This window comes from Endozoicomonas sp. YOMI1, assembly GCF_024606345.1.
Taxonomy (GTDB): domain Bacteria; phylum Pseudomonadota; class Gammaproteobacteria; order Pseudomonadales; family Endozoicomonadaceae; genus Endozoicomonas.
Map to the genome: position 1 here is coordinate 16,233 of NZ_JAHHPM010000262.1, position 14,547 is coordinate 30,779.

11 protein-coding genes are annotated in these 14,547 nt (G+C 49.8%); 5 read left to right on the forward strand and 6 right to left on the reverse strand.

Features of this window, described 5'->3' with window-relative positions:
* Positions 1–14: 14 nt before the first annotated feature.
* Genes KDK15_RS09100 through KDK15_RS09110 form a run of 3 tightly spaced genes read left to right on the forward strand, consistent with a single transcriptional unit; the run spans position 15 to position 4,197 of the window.
* Positions 15–1,043 carry a GNAT family N-acetyltransferase gene (locus KDK15_RS09100; RefSeq protein ID WP_257295040.1) on the forward strand — a complete coding sequence of 343 codons (1,029 nt, stop codon included), beginning with the start codon at positions 15–17 and terminating at the stop codon, positions 1,041–1,043.
* The gene (locus tag KDK15_RS09105) at positions 1,040–2,863 is read left to right on the forward strand and encodes an IucA/IucC family siderophore biosynthesis protein (RefSeq protein WP_257295041.1); all 1,824 of its coding nucleotides are present in this window, start codon (positions 1,040–1,042) and stop codon (positions 2,861–2,863) included. The genes KDK15_RS09100 and KDK15_RS09105 overlap by 4 nt, the downstream gene beginning before the upstream one ends.
* Entirely contained in the window at positions 2,860–4,197 is a 1,338-nt protein-coding gene (locus tag KDK15_RS09110) for a lysine N(6)-hydroxylase/L-ornithine N(5)-oxygenase family protein (RefSeq protein WP_257295042.1), read from the forward strand. The genes KDK15_RS09105 and KDK15_RS09110 overlap by 4 nt, the downstream gene beginning before the upstream one ends.
* Positions 4,198–4,241: 44 nt before the next feature.
* On the opposite strand, the gene KDK15_RS09115 is transcribed toward KDK15_RS09110, so the two are convergent.
* The 3 genes from KDK15_RS09115 to KDK15_RS09125 are packed head-to-tail and all read right to left on the reverse strand — an operon-like array spanning position 4,242 to position 8,075.
* Positions 4,242–5,414: an ABC transporter ATP-binding protein gene (locus tag KDK15_RS09115; RefSeq protein WP_257295043.1), complete on the reverse strand. Its 1,173-nt coding sequence runs from the start codon at positions 5,412–5,414 to the stop codon at positions 4,242–4,244.
* Complete coding sequence (locus KDK15_RS09120) at positions 5,411–7,048, reverse strand: iron ABC transporter permease (RefSeq protein ID WP_257295044.1); 1,638 nt, start codon at positions 7,046–7,048, stop codon at positions 5,411–5,413. The genes KDK15_RS09115 and KDK15_RS09120 overlap by 4 nt, the downstream gene beginning before the upstream one ends.
* A gap of 16 nt (positions 7,049–7,064) precedes the next feature.
* On the reverse strand, positions 7,065–8,075 hold the full coding sequence (locus KDK15_RS09125; protein WP_257295045.1) for a Fe(3+) ABC transporter substrate-binding protein: 1,011 nt from the start codon (positions 8,073–8,075) through the stop codon (positions 7,065–7,067).
* 668 nt (positions 8,076–8,743) lie between these two features.
* Here KDK15_RS09125 and mnmG point away from each other — a divergent pair.
* Positions 8,744–10,624 carry a tRNA uridine-5-carboxymethylaminomethyl(34) synthesis enzyme MnmG gene (gene mnmG / locus KDK15_RS09130; protein WP_257295065.1) on the forward strand — a complete coding sequence of 627 codons (1,881 nt, stop codon included), beginning with the start codon at positions 8,744–8,746 and terminating at the stop codon, positions 10,622–10,624.
* A 240-nt stretch (positions 10,625–10,864) separates the two neighbouring features.
* Here mnmG and KDK15_RS21230 read toward each other — a convergent pair whose 3' ends face one another.
* From KDK15_RS21230 to KDK15_RS09145, 3 genes are all read right to left on the reverse strand, one after another.
* Positions 10,865–11,227: a MarC family protein gene (locus KDK15_RS21230; protein ID WP_373691355.1), complete on the reverse strand. Its 363-nt coding sequence runs from the start codon at positions 11,225–11,227 to the stop codon at positions 10,865–10,867.
* A gap of 48 nt (positions 11,228–11,275) precedes the next feature.
* Positions 11,276–11,506 carry a hypothetical protein gene (locus tag KDK15_RS09140; RefSeq protein ID WP_257295047.1) on the reverse strand — a complete coding sequence of 77 codons (231 nt, stop codon included), beginning with the start codon at positions 11,504–11,506 and terminating at the stop codon, positions 11,276–11,278.
* A 191-nt stretch (positions 11,507–11,697) separates the two neighbouring features.
* The gene (locus tag KDK15_RS09145; protein WP_257295048.1) at positions 11,698–12,249 is read right to left on the reverse strand and encodes a gamma carbonic anhydrase family protein; all 552 of its coding nucleotides are present in this window, start codon (positions 12,247–12,249) and stop codon (positions 11,698–11,700) included.
* 159 nt (positions 12,250–12,408) lie between these two features.
* Between KDK15_RS09145 and prlC the strand changes: the two genes are divergently transcribed.
* Complete coding sequence (prlC, locus tag KDK15_RS09150; RefSeq protein WP_257295049.1) at positions 12,409–14,442, forward strand: oligopeptidase A; 2,034 nt, start codon at positions 12,409–12,411, stop codon at positions 14,440–14,442.
* Positions 14,443–14,547: the final 105 nt, after the last annotated feature.

Here is a 14,547-nt window from a genome sequence, read left to right on the forward strand (position 1 = left end):
AAACAGGGACAGCAATGACAACAACAATGACTCTTCCGGGAAAAACGCTTCCGGGTATTCTGAATCCGGAGATAACACTGAAGCCGCTCAGCTCCAACACACTGTTGATGAATGATGCTACGACTTCGCTGCATTTGAGTATCTCTGGCACCGACAGGCTGGTTATTTCTCCGGCCAATAGCTCCGACCAGCAGGACAGGATTCCGCCTCATCTCATGGCTGCTGGCCTGGATTATCTGTATGCAAACCATCCAATGCTGGAACAAATTCACTTGTCCCCCCTGATATCTGAACGGCTGGAGCCAGAGTCATGGCTACATGATATCGATCAGACCTCCGGGGAGAGCATCAACGTCAGAACCGGCTTTTATCAGAATCGAACGCTCTGGCATTGGCAGAACAGCAACGTTCTGACGCCGGAAATCTGGACGGAAAACAGCAATGGCATTTCCCATCCGCTGCGACCGTTACAACCTTCTGGTGTCGTTTATCAGCGCTATGATTATCAGAATGATCTCACTATTTCGTTCCGCTCCATTGATCCAGAGGAAGACCTGGCCATTTTTCATCAGTGGATGAATCAGCCGCGGGTTGCTGAGTTCTGGGAAATGGCAAAGAGCAAGGAAGAACTGCGCAACTACCTTCAAACGCTGCTCAAAGACAGAAAAACCTGGCCTCTGGTGGGCAGCATTAACGGTGAACCTTTTGGTTACTTTGAGCTTTACTGGGCGATGGAAGATCGCATTGCTCCCTATTATGACTGCCAGCCATGGGACCGTGGTTTTCATCTTCTGGTGGGAAATCCGGACTTCCTGGGAAAACGGTTTTCAAACTGCTGGACCAAATCCATAACCCACTTCCTCTATCTGGACGATCCGAGAACCGGCCGATTAGTTGGCGAGCCAAGGGCGGATAATCAGCGTTTATTGAAGTTGCTGGCACCTGCCGGTTGGTCTTTTGTCAAAGCGTTTGATTTTCCCCATAAGCGGGCAGCGCTGGTAAACGGTTATCGACGTACGTTTTTCAGGGAGGTACAGCTATGAATCAGGCGGTCACACAATCTCTACTGAAGAGTCTACTGAAGAGTCCACTGAAGACCGAACCATCGGCTTTCTGGTTACCAGCTAACCAACGATTGCTGGCCAAAAGTCTGAGCGAACTGAGCTGGGAAGAAGCGATTGTACCACTGGAGCTTGATAACGGTTATTTCACCCTGGAGCTGCAAAGTGGCGTCATCTATCAGTTCGCCGCCTGGCGAACCATCTGGGATCAATTGATGATTGACCCGGCCACCATTATTCGTACGGACCCCGGTGGTCAGTGGTCGTCATTTCCGGATGTCAGTCAGTTATTTATTGATGCCCGGACGGAGCTTCATCTCACCTCGGTAATATTGGCAAACTTTCTGGAAGAGCTGGCCAACACCCTGATGGCCGAAGTCAGGGTACAGCAGAACTACCATAAAAAAACCGCCGCTGAGTTGATTGACCTGACCGATGATGAACTTCAATGTTATCTGGATGGTCATCCGAAAGTGACCGTCAGCAAAGGCCGTATCGGTTGGGGGTTCAATGACTATGAGGCGTATGCCACCGAATTTCTGCCGGATATTCAACTGGAATGGCTGGCCGTTAGCCGAGACCATTGTCAGCTATCCAAAATAGACGACCTTTCTGAGCAGACGTTATTGTCGGCAGTGCTTGGTACAGAGGCTCAGGCTAAGCTTTTTGACGTCTTTGGTGGAATGAACTTAACGCCAGAAGCTTATTTCCTGATGCCGGTTCACCCATGGCAGTGGCAAAACAAGCTGGTGAATTTATTTGCTGGCGAGATTGCTGCGGGTCGTATCGTTCATCTGGGGGCTTTTGGTGATCCCATGTTGCCCCAACAGTCGCTGCGTACGCTATCAAACCGGCAGAGACCGAAACAGTTGAATATTAAGCTGCCGCTCTCGATTTTAAACACGTCCTGCTATCGGGGTATTCCCGGTCAATACATTAAGGCCGGGCCGATGATATCCAGGTGGCTGGCCAATATTGTGGATACTGACCCAACGCTGGCAAACCGGGGAGTCATCGTCCTTGAAGAGCCCGCAGGTGCCTTCTACCCCAACCCGATATTTACCCAGGTTGAGGATGCTCCCTATCGTTATCATGAGATGCTGGGCTGCATCTGGCGACAGAGTGTACACGACAAAATCAAGACATCTGAACGTGCTGTCCTTATCTCCACCCTGTTTCAGCGCGATGGTTTCAATAAACCCCTAATCCATGAGTACATTCGCCGTTCAGGGCTGTCAGCCAGACAATGGTTGACCCGGCTGTTCGATTCGGTGGTCATCCCACTCTACCATTTGCTCTGTAAATACGGTGTTGGCCTTGTGGCCCATGGCCAGAATGTCACGGTGGTTCTTGAGCATCATCAGCCTGCCCGTGTTGCCCTTAAAGATTTTCAGGGGGACTTGCGTCTTGTTGATCAGGACTTTCCTGAGCTGGAAAGCCTCAGTGACTATGCCCGCTCAGTGACCGCGAGACTGCCCGCTGAATACCTTATCCATGACCTGCAGACGGGGCACTTTGTCAGCGTGCTGCGCTTTATCTCCGCTTGCCTGGCGGAAAAAGGGTTTTCTGAGGTGGACTTTTACGGACTCCTTGGTAAACAGCTGCAGTTGTATATGAAAGCGCATCCGGAACTTAACGGGCGATTTAAAATGTTTGACCTGTTCCAACCTGAAATGGCCCGTGTTTGCCTGAACAGAGTCCGGTTCAAACAAGGTTATGGTGACGCCAGTGAACGTCCACTGCCGGAACTAGGAACACCGCTTAACAACCCATTAGCAACAACATTCAGGGAAGTGCCATGAGATTGCAAAAAATCACGGATTGCGAAACCGATATTCTGGAACTGGCCGGACTGGGTGCCGGGCCATTCAATTTGAGCCTGGCCGCCCTGCTCGATAGTCAGCCTGCCATTTCAACCCGGTTTTTTGACAAAAAAGCAACCTTTGGCTGGCATCCGGGCTTAATGCTTCCGGGTGCGCATATGCAGACTTCCTGCCTGAAAGACCTGGTTACCGCTGTTCAGCCTACAAGCCCGTGGTCGTTTATTTCATTTCTGGTCAATAAGGGCCGTTTTTATTCATTTCTGTCGACTGAAAAAATGGTCATCAGTCGTACAGAGTTTGTTGAATACCTGAGCTGGGTGGCAAATAACCTGAGTTCGGTAAGGTTTGATACTGAGATCCGGGAAGTCAACTTTACGGATCATCACTTTGTGCTGAAATCTGACCGTCAATCCTTTAAAGCCAGAAATCTCTGTCTGGGGACCGGCAAATCACCCTATACCCCTGAGTGTACCCAGCGATGGCTCGGCCCGCACTGTTTCCATGCCGGTAGCCTGATGACCCGGGATGTAGATTTAGCCAATAAACGGGTGGCTGTTATTGGTGGAGGACAGACCGGGGCCGAAGTCTTCCTGAACTGTCTGCGAGGCCAATGGGGAAAGGTTGCTCAGGTGAACTGGGTATCCCGGCGAGCGGGTTTTGAACCTCTGGATGAAAGCCCCTTTACCAATGAGTATTTCACCCCGGGCTATGTAGGCCAGTTTCTGTCACTGCCCAGTGATAAAAAAGAGCGCATCGTCAATTATCAAAAGCTGGCAAGTGATGGTATTACCCCGGCCTATCTACTGGAACTCTACCGGGAGCTTTATGACCGAACCTATCTGGGCAATGGTGATGTGAGCTGGCAATTGCTGCCGGATCGAACGTTAGCGGATATGTCCTTAACGTCCACAGGTTATTATGACCTGCGTCTGTTCAATGCATTGTCAGAATGCGATGAACGGCTGGCCGCTGACGTGGTTATTCTATGTACTGGCTTCCAGAATACACTGCCTGACTATCTGGAACCGATTCGGGAACGGTTAACGCTGGATCAGCACAATCGATTCCAGCTATCCTCAAGTTTTAAACTGGCCTGGAATGGCCCGGAAGACCGCCGGATTTATGCGGTCAATGCCGGTTTGCACAGCCATGGCATTGTTGAGCCGCAGTTAAGCCTCACGGCCTGGCGCTCAGCAACCATCATCAATGACTTGATGAACGACGATGTCTTTCCGGTCAATCAGCCTCCCGGTTTTATCCACTGGCTGAGTAATACGGATTTTCTGCTCAATGGCAAAGGAGAAAATGGGTAATCGTTTTGCCACCAACCTCTTTTTGCAAGGTTGGTGGTATTAATTCAAACCCCTTCTTTCTGGCGCGCATTCTGGCCACCCGCATCAAACAGCACCAGATCGTGAGGAATAATGTTCAGTTGAACGGTAGCATTTCCGGCTACCGGATTTGAATGCTCTGCCACCAGCTGATAACTCTCCTGGCAACAGTCCAGGTGAATTTCGCTGCGCATACTTTTTCCCATAAACTGCTGCCGGGTGATGGTTGCCTGTGGAAAAGTACCAGATAGTGAGCCTTCCGGTTTATCCACAGCCGAGACTGCAACCATCTGTGGTCGAATAAATAACTCAAGACTTGTCCCTGCTTTTTCCTCAGAGAGAGGTTGGGTGGATGCCACAACGCCCAATGGGGTGCTCACATGAAACTCATCTTCAATGGTGGCCGGCAGAAAGTTTCCGGCCCCCATAAAGTCAGCAATAAAACGGTTGTCAGGGTAGTGATAGATATCGAAGGCCGCCCCCTGCTGCATGATTCTGCCCTGCCCCATGACGGCAATGGTATCCGCAAAAGCAAAACCTTCTTCACGGCTGTGGGTAACAAACAGTCCGGCGACTTTTTGTTGCTTCAGGATATCCCGTATTTCCCTGACCAGATGCTGACGGACCTGGCTGTCGATATTTGAAAACGGCTCATCCAGCAACAGAATGGAAGGCTTGTTGGCCAGTGCCCTGGCGATGGCCACCCGCTGCTGCTGTCCTCCGGACAGTTCGTGTGGATAGCGCTGATCAAGACCATAAAGGTTCACCAGTTGAAGCATATCCTGAACCCGTTGCCTGATCTGTTCGGTGGTCTGTTTGTTCAGGCCGAAGGCGCCCTTAAGTCCAAAACTCCCCTTAAGTCCAAAACTAATGTTGTCAAACACCGTCAAGTGAGGAAACAGGGCATAATCCTGAAAGATCATGCCGATGCCCCGCTGTTCCGGAGGGGTTACCCTGGCAGCTGAGCTGACTTCCCTGCCATGCAGCTCAATGGTGCCGGATACCGGTTGAATCAAACCGGCGATCGCTTTTAATAATGTCGACTTACCACAGCCACTTCGACCCAGAAGGCAGACAATTTCACCATCCTCTATGGCCAGGTTTAACCCGGACAGGACCAGATGATCGGCAATGGCGCTGCTTTTTCTGATTGAACGGTCATAAGTACAGGCAAGTTCAGTGATGTTCAGGGCACTCATTGCTGTTCCTGCCTTTCCAGAGAGCGATTAAGCATAATCAGGGGAACCAATCCTACCAGAACCATTACCAATGCGGCAGGTGCCGCATATTCCAGCTGCTCATCAGAGACGTATTGGAAGACCCGGGTGGCCAGTGTTTCAAAATTGAAGGGCCTGAGTAGCAGTGTGGCAGGCAGCTCTTTCATACCCTCAATAAAGACCAGCAGCAGCCCTGCCAGCATGCCTTTACGGATTAACGGCAGGTGCACACGCTTGACCATTTCCCGGGGGTTACACCCCAGTGTTCGACTGGCCATGTCCAGCGAAGGAGACACTCGCCCAAGACTGGACTCAACACTGCCCACAGCAACGGCAGAGAAACGCACCACGTAGGCAAAAATCAGGGTAATGACAGAGCCGCTGAAAATAAGCCCTACCGGTGACTGGTGCCAGTGAATCAGCAGTTCGTTGAGCAAATTATCCGAGAGCGTCAGGGGGATCAGTACCCCAATGGCCAGAACATTGCCCGGCAGGGCATAACCGGTGGAGGCCAAGCGAGCAGGGATTCGGGAAAAACTTGTGCGCTGTAAACGCTGATAAACACCAAGAAACAAGGCAATAAAGCAGGCAGCAACGGCTGCGGACCCGGAAACCATCAGGCTGTTAACACCATATTCAAACAGCGCACTGCTCCATGAATCATTGAAATAAGCAATCAGGTATCCCTCCAGCACCAGAGATGGCAGCAAAAAGCCCAGGGTGACCAGCATCCAGCACCAGCCGATAGCCAGCCATTTTGACCAGCCGGAAAGCTCGATCAACTCCCGCTGCTCCTGCCCGGTATTTTTCTGGTAGAGCTGCTGTTGACGACGGCTGTATTTTTCTATGCTGATCAATAACATGACCACCAGCAACATCATGGCCGAGATTTTTGCCGCGGCATTCAAGTTGCCATAACCAAGCCAGGTGTCGTATATCGCCGTGGTTAATGTGGGCACGGAAAAATAGCTCACCGTGGCAAAATCACCCAGGGCTTCCATGCCCATAAGCGCCAGACCGGTTATGATGGCGGGACGGGCCATGGGCAAGGTTACCCGAAAAAAACTGTGCAGTGGTGAGCAACCCAGGAGTCGGCTGGCCAGAGTCTGGCTTTTCGACTGCTCAAGAAAGGCGGTTCTTGCCAGCAGGTACAGATAGGGATAAAGCACCAGGGCAAGCACAATAATAGCGCCGCCAAGGCTGCGTATTTCCGGGAAGGAATAGTCTGCTGCTGACGTCCAACCCGTGAGCGCTCTGAGAAAACGCTGCACTGGCCCGGCAAATTCCAGCAGGTCGGTATAGATATAAGCAATAACGTAGGATGGCATAGCCAGTGGTAATACCAGTAACCACTGGAGCTGATCTCTTCCCGGAATACGGGCATTGGCCATCACCCAGGCGGCAGGAATAGCCAGAATAGCCCCAAGCCCCCCTACTCCGAGAATAAGAAGAACACTGTTCACTATGTAGGCGGTCAGGACAGTGTTCCAAAGATGGTCAAATAACTCGCTGGCAGGGGCGAGAGCCTCCAGAACCACAGCGATAACAGGCGAAAAAAGTAAAAGGGCCAGCAGCCAGCTGCCAGCCCTCCAGTAGGTCGGTAAGTTGTGATTCATGCACTAATGACAAGATCTAAAGATCAAATTTTACTTCGTCCAGAAGACGTTGAGCCTTGGCACGGTTCGCTGCAATGTCTGCTATGGGCAGTGGATCCGCCTTGAACTCTCCCCATGCCGCAACGGTGTCAGACACTGGTACTTTCGGGTTGACCGGGTATTCCAAATTGTCACGGGCATAAATGGATTGAGCTTCCTCGCTGGCCAGGTACTCCATCAGCTTGAGGGCATTATCCTTGTTCGGTGCATACTTTGCCATCACCATGCCACTGATGTTGACATGGGAACCCGCAGTCTTCTGGTTAGGGAAGTTAATATAAACCGCATCAGCCCAGGCTTTCTGAGCATCATTCTGCATCATCTTGCCAAAATAGTAGCTGTTACCCAAAGAGACATCACAAACCCCCTCTTTGATCGCTTTGACCTGGGCCCGGTCATTACCCTGAGGGCGACGGGCCAGGTTTGCTTTTACCCCTTCCAGCCACTGTCTGGTTTCAGCTTCACCGTTATGGGCAATCATCGAGGCGACTAAACCGATGTTGTAGGGGTGCTTGCCACTGCGGGTACAGATCTTTCCTTTAAACTTACTGCTGGCCAGGTCTTCGTAGTTGATATCGACGGGCTTGTCACTGCGTCTGGAGCTGTAGATATTACGAACCCGCATGGTCAATGAGTACCACTGGTTATTCGGGTCCCTTAAGTGTGCAGGGATATTGTCATTAATGGTTTTACTGTTCACGGGTTGCACCAGTTGGCGATCAACCAGATCAAAAAGACTGATCATGTCAGAAGTCAGTACGACATCTGCCGGGCTGAACTTTCCCTCCCTCTCAATACGCTCTTCCAGACCTTTCTTGGCAAACACGACGTTAACCTTAACGCCAGCTTCCTCTTCAAAGTCTTTTAGCATGGGCTCAATCAGAAAAGGTTGGCGATAAGAGTAAACATTGACCTCTTCGTCAGCCCGGGCGGAGAAAGAAGAACACGAGATCGCAATAGCGGAAGCAATAGAAATGAGTTTTTTCATAGCAGCCTGTAAACAAGAATTATTATCGTTTGCGGATTTTACTTATTTTTCCTGAATTCGCAACCGCTTTATTCCGCTGTGGATAAATTCAATGGCTATAAAACCGCCGATTACTTTGAACATCCCATTACAGCAGGCTGTCAGGCAAAGTACCTGAGCATTATGGGAATGTGGACATATACAGGGATAAGCTATTAACAAGGTAGGGAATAACCCTTTTATAAAATTGGTCTGTGGATAAAATCGTTTTTTTCCACAGTTTAATAACAGGTTAACTAAACCTTGCTACCAACAATATAACAGAGTTATTCAACTTATAATATATTGAAAGTAAAGAGCTTTATTTGCTTATCCACAGATTTTATCAACACCAATATCAATTAAATTAATAAATAAACATTAAGAAACAGCTATTCGCTGTTATTACTGCTGTTTAACTTGAAGAACTGCATCCGTTTGTAAAAAACCCGAGGCTTTTTTGGGCAGATCTACTGTCTGTGAGTAAAATTAGTTTCTGGTTGACGCTCACACCCGTTATGCAAGCCTGGTCATTGGGCTGGCACTGTGACTTCAGATCACTCTTATTCAATGATGGGTCACAGCGCTATTTAACCGGTGTATAATTGCTGGTCTTATCTTCTCTTGATGACAGGTGAAAAACGTTGGCAGTGGATTTCCCAAAACAATTTGATGTGATTGTGATCGGTGGTGGTCATGCCGGTACGGAGGCCGCCTTGGCTTCAGCTCGTATGGGCGTTAAAACGCTGTTGTTGACCCATAACATCGAAACTCTGGGGATGATGTCCTGTAATCCGGCCATTGGCGGGATTGGTAAAAGTCATCTGGTCAAAGAGGTAGATGCCCTTGGCGGTGCCATGGCAACAGCGACGGATCATGCCGGTATTCAGTTTCGGGTTCTGAATGGCAGAAAAGGACCGGCGGTAAGGGCTACCCGGGCACAGGCTGACCGGGCACTTTACAAGGCAGCCATTCGCTCGATTCTGGAAAACCAGGAGAACCTGTGGATATTTCAGCAGTCTGTGGATGATCTGGTGGTTGATGACAACACCAGTCAGGTTCGTGGTGTCGTGACCAACATGGGCGTTCGTTTTCTTGCCGCGAACGTTGTTCTGACCACAGGAACTTTCCTTGGTGGCCGAATTCACATTGGTCTGGAAAACCACAGCGGTGGCCGGGCCGGTGATCCGCCATCCATTGCCCTGGCCAACCGGCTGAGAGAACTGCCTTTGGATGTTCAGCGTCTGAAAACAGGCACTCCTGCCCGCATTGATGCCCGAAGTGTGGATTTTTCCGTGATGGAAGTGCAACCGGGTGATACGCCGATGCCGGTGATGTCTTACCTTGGAACGGTTGAGCAGCACCCTGGGCAGGTGTCCTGTTATATCACCCATACCAATGAGCGTACTCACGAGATCATCCGGGGTGGACTGGACCGTTCACCCATGTTTACCGGGGTTATTGAAGGCATAGGTCCAAGATATTGTCCATCCATTGAGGATAAAATTACCCGCTTTGCGGATAAAACCTCCCATCAGGTATTTCTGGAGCCGGAAGGATTATCCACCCAAGAGCTTTATCCCAATGGCATCTCGACCAGCTTGCCCTTTGATGTGCAGATCAACCTGATTCAATCCATTCGTGGCCTGGAAAATGCCCATATTACCCGTCCCGGTTATGCCATAGAGTACGATTACTTTGATCCAAGAGGACTGAAATACTCTCTGGAAACCAAAGCCATTGGTGGCTTGTTCTTTGCCGGTCAAATCAACGGTACCACCGGCTATGAAGAAGCGGCGGCGCAGGGGCTGTTGGCAGGTATGAATGCGGCGCTCAGGGCACAGGATAAAGAGTCCTGGTGCCCACGCCGTGACGAAGCTTATATCGGTGTGCTGGTGGATGACCTGATTACCAATGGCACCAGTGAGCCTTACCGCATGTTTACCAGTCGGGCAGAATACCGGTTGATCCTGCGGGAAGATAACGCCGATCTGCGGTTGACGGAGAAAGGAAGAGCGCTGGGTCTGGTGGATGATCAACGCTGGATGGCATTCAGCGACAAGAAAGCGCGTATTGAGAAGGAATCTGAGCGCCTTAGAGCGGCGTTTATCCATCCCGGCAGCGATGCTGCCAGTACCCTGGAAAATAAGCTCAGCAAACCCATAAGCCGTGAATACAGCCTTCTGGAACTGCTTCGTCGCCCGGAACTGACCTATAACGATGTGGCTGGACTGTTGGGAGACGCTGAAACCCATGATCAGGTAACGGAACAGGTTGAGATTCAGACCAAATATCAGGGTTATATTGACCGTCAGACCGAAGAGATAGACCGTATGCGACGTTATGAGAATACTCGCATACCGGAGTCGCTGGATTACACATTGATCGAAGGGCTTTCAAACGAGCTGAAGCAGAAGCTGAGTGATGCCCGTCCTGAGACTCTGGGCCGTGCTTCGCGTATTCAGGGGATGACGCCTGCGGCAGTATCTCTATTGCTGGTTTATATGAAAAAGCGCTCTATGGCTGCTTAGGATTTGTTCCAGAATAACTTCATCATTTTACTCACTGGGAAAAGGCCGCCGCCCGCTTCCCGCCACCCGCTGCCCGCAAAAGCACAAGTGGTTCCGGCTTTTCGCGGGAAGCGGGCAGCGGGTAGCGTCTGTAAAAATGTTTTACGCGGCAGATAATTCGAGGGTAATGGAAATACAGTGGGTTTGTGCAAAAATTGCTTCCGGATTATTGAGTATTTTCAGGAAGCAGTTAGTAAGCATTTACCAAGCTGAATAGTGAGCAATACCGTCCATAAACATCTGTACAGAGAGCATCACCAGGATCATTCCCATCAGTCGTTCAATGGCAAATATGCCCCGACTACCCAGCAATTTCATCATTTTACCCGACATCATCAGAATGGCGGCGCTCAATGCCCAGGAGATAAAGACGGCCATGGCAAGTTGCCACTGATTTTCCGGGTACTGACTTGAGACCAGCATCAGGGTTGCCAGGATGGATTTGAGATAAAGATGGGCATATTGCCCAAAGGATCCATGATCAAGAATAGCAGGATAACGGTTGAATATATGTCCATGTTTGAAGGTGCCATCTGTATTTATCAGGGCGCGCTTATAACATATTCACCAGAGACATAGATAGGCCTCTGGTGGTACGTTCATGCCAATAAATTAGCCTCTGACGATTTGACTGGCAAGGATATTCACCAACCGGGATTCGCGGGTCCTGCCATCACCATTTCCATCAAGATCAATGACTTCCTGCAACTGAAGCTTGGTGTGATGTTCCAGGGCGGCTTTCCTGGCTTCCCTTAATTCAGCGTCGTCTCTGGCCGCATCGGCTAGCTCGGCTTGTCTATAGATAGGGTTGTTTTCCTGGCTCACATTGTAAAGTTGGCTCATATCAAATTCCTTCTGTAAGTGAATGAAAACAGTCATAAATTGCTTTAATAATTTCAGATTAGTTATGAACAGTCCGGGCGTCATTACTACTTAGGTCATAAGGCTGATTAAAAAATGCAGGGGTAACAGTTAACGGTATGATTTTTAAGAGTTATTAAGAATTGGCTAAAGGGCTTGATTCAGCCCTTCTTCTAATTATCAGGAGCCTGATTTTCAAGATAGTTATTTTTCAGTTTTACATAGTTTCCAGCCGTATATCGGAAGAAGCTGCGCTCTTTTTCCGATATTTCCCGTGTTTTTGTGGCCGGGTTTCCCTTGTAAACAAAGCCACTCTCAAGACGCTTGCCAGGAGGGACCAGACAACCGGCTGCAACTATGACTTCCTCTTCCACCACGGCACCATCCAGAATAATGGCACCAATACCAATCAGGCATCGGTTATTGATGGTACAACCATGCAAAACCGCTTTATGACCTACCGTCACATCATCTCCAATGGTCAACGGATGGCCAACGGGGTTGTAATCACTGGCATGGGTAATATGCAGAACTGAACCGTCCTGTATGCTGGTTCTGTCGCCAATACGGATTGAATGCATATCGCCACGAATAACCGCCGTTGGCCATACAGAGCTGTCACTCCCGATCGTGACATCGCCAAGAACAACCGCACTCTCATCGATATAGACCCTTTCGCCAAGAACTGGCATTTTATTATTGAAGCTTCTGATGGCTTGATTCATTGAGCAGGGCTCCCCGGGTGTTTCTGCCTTAGTGGATGCAAATAGTGGATGCAAATAGTGGATAATGCATTGACCGGATTCTGCTTGAATTCATACGGTGACGCACCCATCTATTACCAATAATTACCATGAAATTTAAACAGTATAGAGAGCTGTCTTATGATTAACCCGCTACTGGAATCCAGTGAACTTCCGCCATTTTCCAAAATTCTTCCTGAACATGTAAAACCCGCCATTGAATCCATTATTGCTGATAATGAAAAGGCGCTTGCCGCATTACTGGCTTCCGGTGCCGCTCTCGGATGGCACTCTTTGCAGGAGCCCCTGGATCAGTTGGATGACCGGTTGGGACAGGCATGGTCACCGGTTGGTCATATGAACGCGGTAGTCAACAGTGAAGCACTGCGGGAAGCTTACAATGGCTGTTTGCCGCTGTTATCTGAATACGCTACCCGTCTTGGCCAGAATCGTCCGTTGTTTGAGGCTTATCAGTCTCTGGCAGATTCTGCAGAATTTAACCAGCTGGACAGCGCTCAGCAGAAAGTGATTAACGATAATCTCAGGGATTTCCGTTTAGCCGGTGTTGCCTTGGAAGATGATCAGAAAGCCCGTTACGGCGAGATCAAAAAACAGCTGTCCGAACTGACCAGCCAGTTCTCGGATAATGTTCTGGACGCCACCATGGCCTGGAGCAAGCTGATTACCGATGAATCTGAGCTTGCCGGGTTACCCGAGTCTGCCCTGGCAGGCGCAAAGCAGCTGGCTGAGTCAAAAGAGAAAACAGGCTGGTTGTTGAATCTGGACTTTCCAAGCTACTTTCCGGTGATGACCTATTGCGATAACCGGGAACTCAGGAAAGAGGTTTACACCGCCTTCTCTACCCGCGCTTCTGACCAGGGGCCAAATGCCGGGGAGTTTGATAACACGGAAAACATCAGACAGATTCTTAAGCTTCGTCATGAACTGGCCCGGCTACTTGGGTTTGAGAACTACGCTGAATACTCCCTGGCCACCAAGATGGCGGAGTCCCCCGATAAAGTCATTGAATTTCTGCAAGACCTGGCAGCAAAAAGTAAGCCTCAGGCGGAGCAGGAGCTGGCGGAACTGAAAACGTTTGCCAAAGCAGAGTACGGTGTTGAAGACCTTGAAGCCTGGGATGTTGGCTATTATGGCGAGAAACTCCGCCAGCAGCGGTACGCCATTTCCCAGGAAGAATTGCGCCCATGGTTCCCGGCGGAAAAAGCTATTGCCGGAATGTTTGACGTAGTCAACAGACTCTATGGCATTGAGTTTGAAACCGTGGATAACGTGGATACCTGGCATAAAGATGTTCGCTTTTTCAACATCACCAGAAAAGGAGAGGTAATCGGTCGCTTTTACCTGGATCTTTATGCCAGGGAACATAAACGTGGCGGTGCCTGGATGGATGTCTGCCGTTCCCGCTGGAAACAGGATGGCAAGTTACAACTGCCGGTCGCTTATCTGACCTGTAACTTCACACCACCGGTTGGCGATAAACCAGCGCTGTTGACCCATGACGAAGTGGTGACCCTGTTCCATGAGTTTGGTCATGGGCTGCACCATATGCTGACCAAAGTGGATTATGCGGCGATTTCGGGCATTAGTGGCGTTGCCTGGGATGCCGTAGAACTGCCCAGTCAGTTTATGGAGAACTGGTGCTGGGAGAAGGAAGGGCTGGCCATTATCTCCGGTCACTTTGAAACAGGCGAGCCGCTGCCGGAGGCGATGTTGAATAAATTACTGGCAGCAAAAAACTTCCAATCTGCCATGATGATGGTCAGACAGCTGGAGTTTTCACTCTTTGACTTCAAGCTGCACAAAGAATATCGGGATAACATCGATGTACAGTCCGTGCTTGATCAGGTGCGACAGCAGGTGGCGGTGGTGATACCGCCATCTTTTAACCGTTTTCAGAACAGCTTCAGCCATATCTTTGCCGGTGGCTATGCTGCTGGCTATTACAGCTATAAGTGGGCCGAGGTGTTATCAGCTGACGCGTTTTCACGCTTTGAAGAAGAAGGGATTTTTAACCGGGAAACCGGTGAGTCCTTCCTCCATGAGGTGCTTGAAAAAGGCGGTTCTGCTGAACCTATGGAGCTGTTTATCAACTTCCGCGGCAGAGCACCGGAGATTGATGCGTTACTGCGACACAGTGGTATTCAAACGGCTTAATGGCTTAGACTTCGCAGTCATTTTGCCCCAGCAATGATAAGTTTTGCCGTTAAATGACGGCTATTTGAAATAAATACGCAGCAGAGAGTTTGAGGTGCTTTTTTG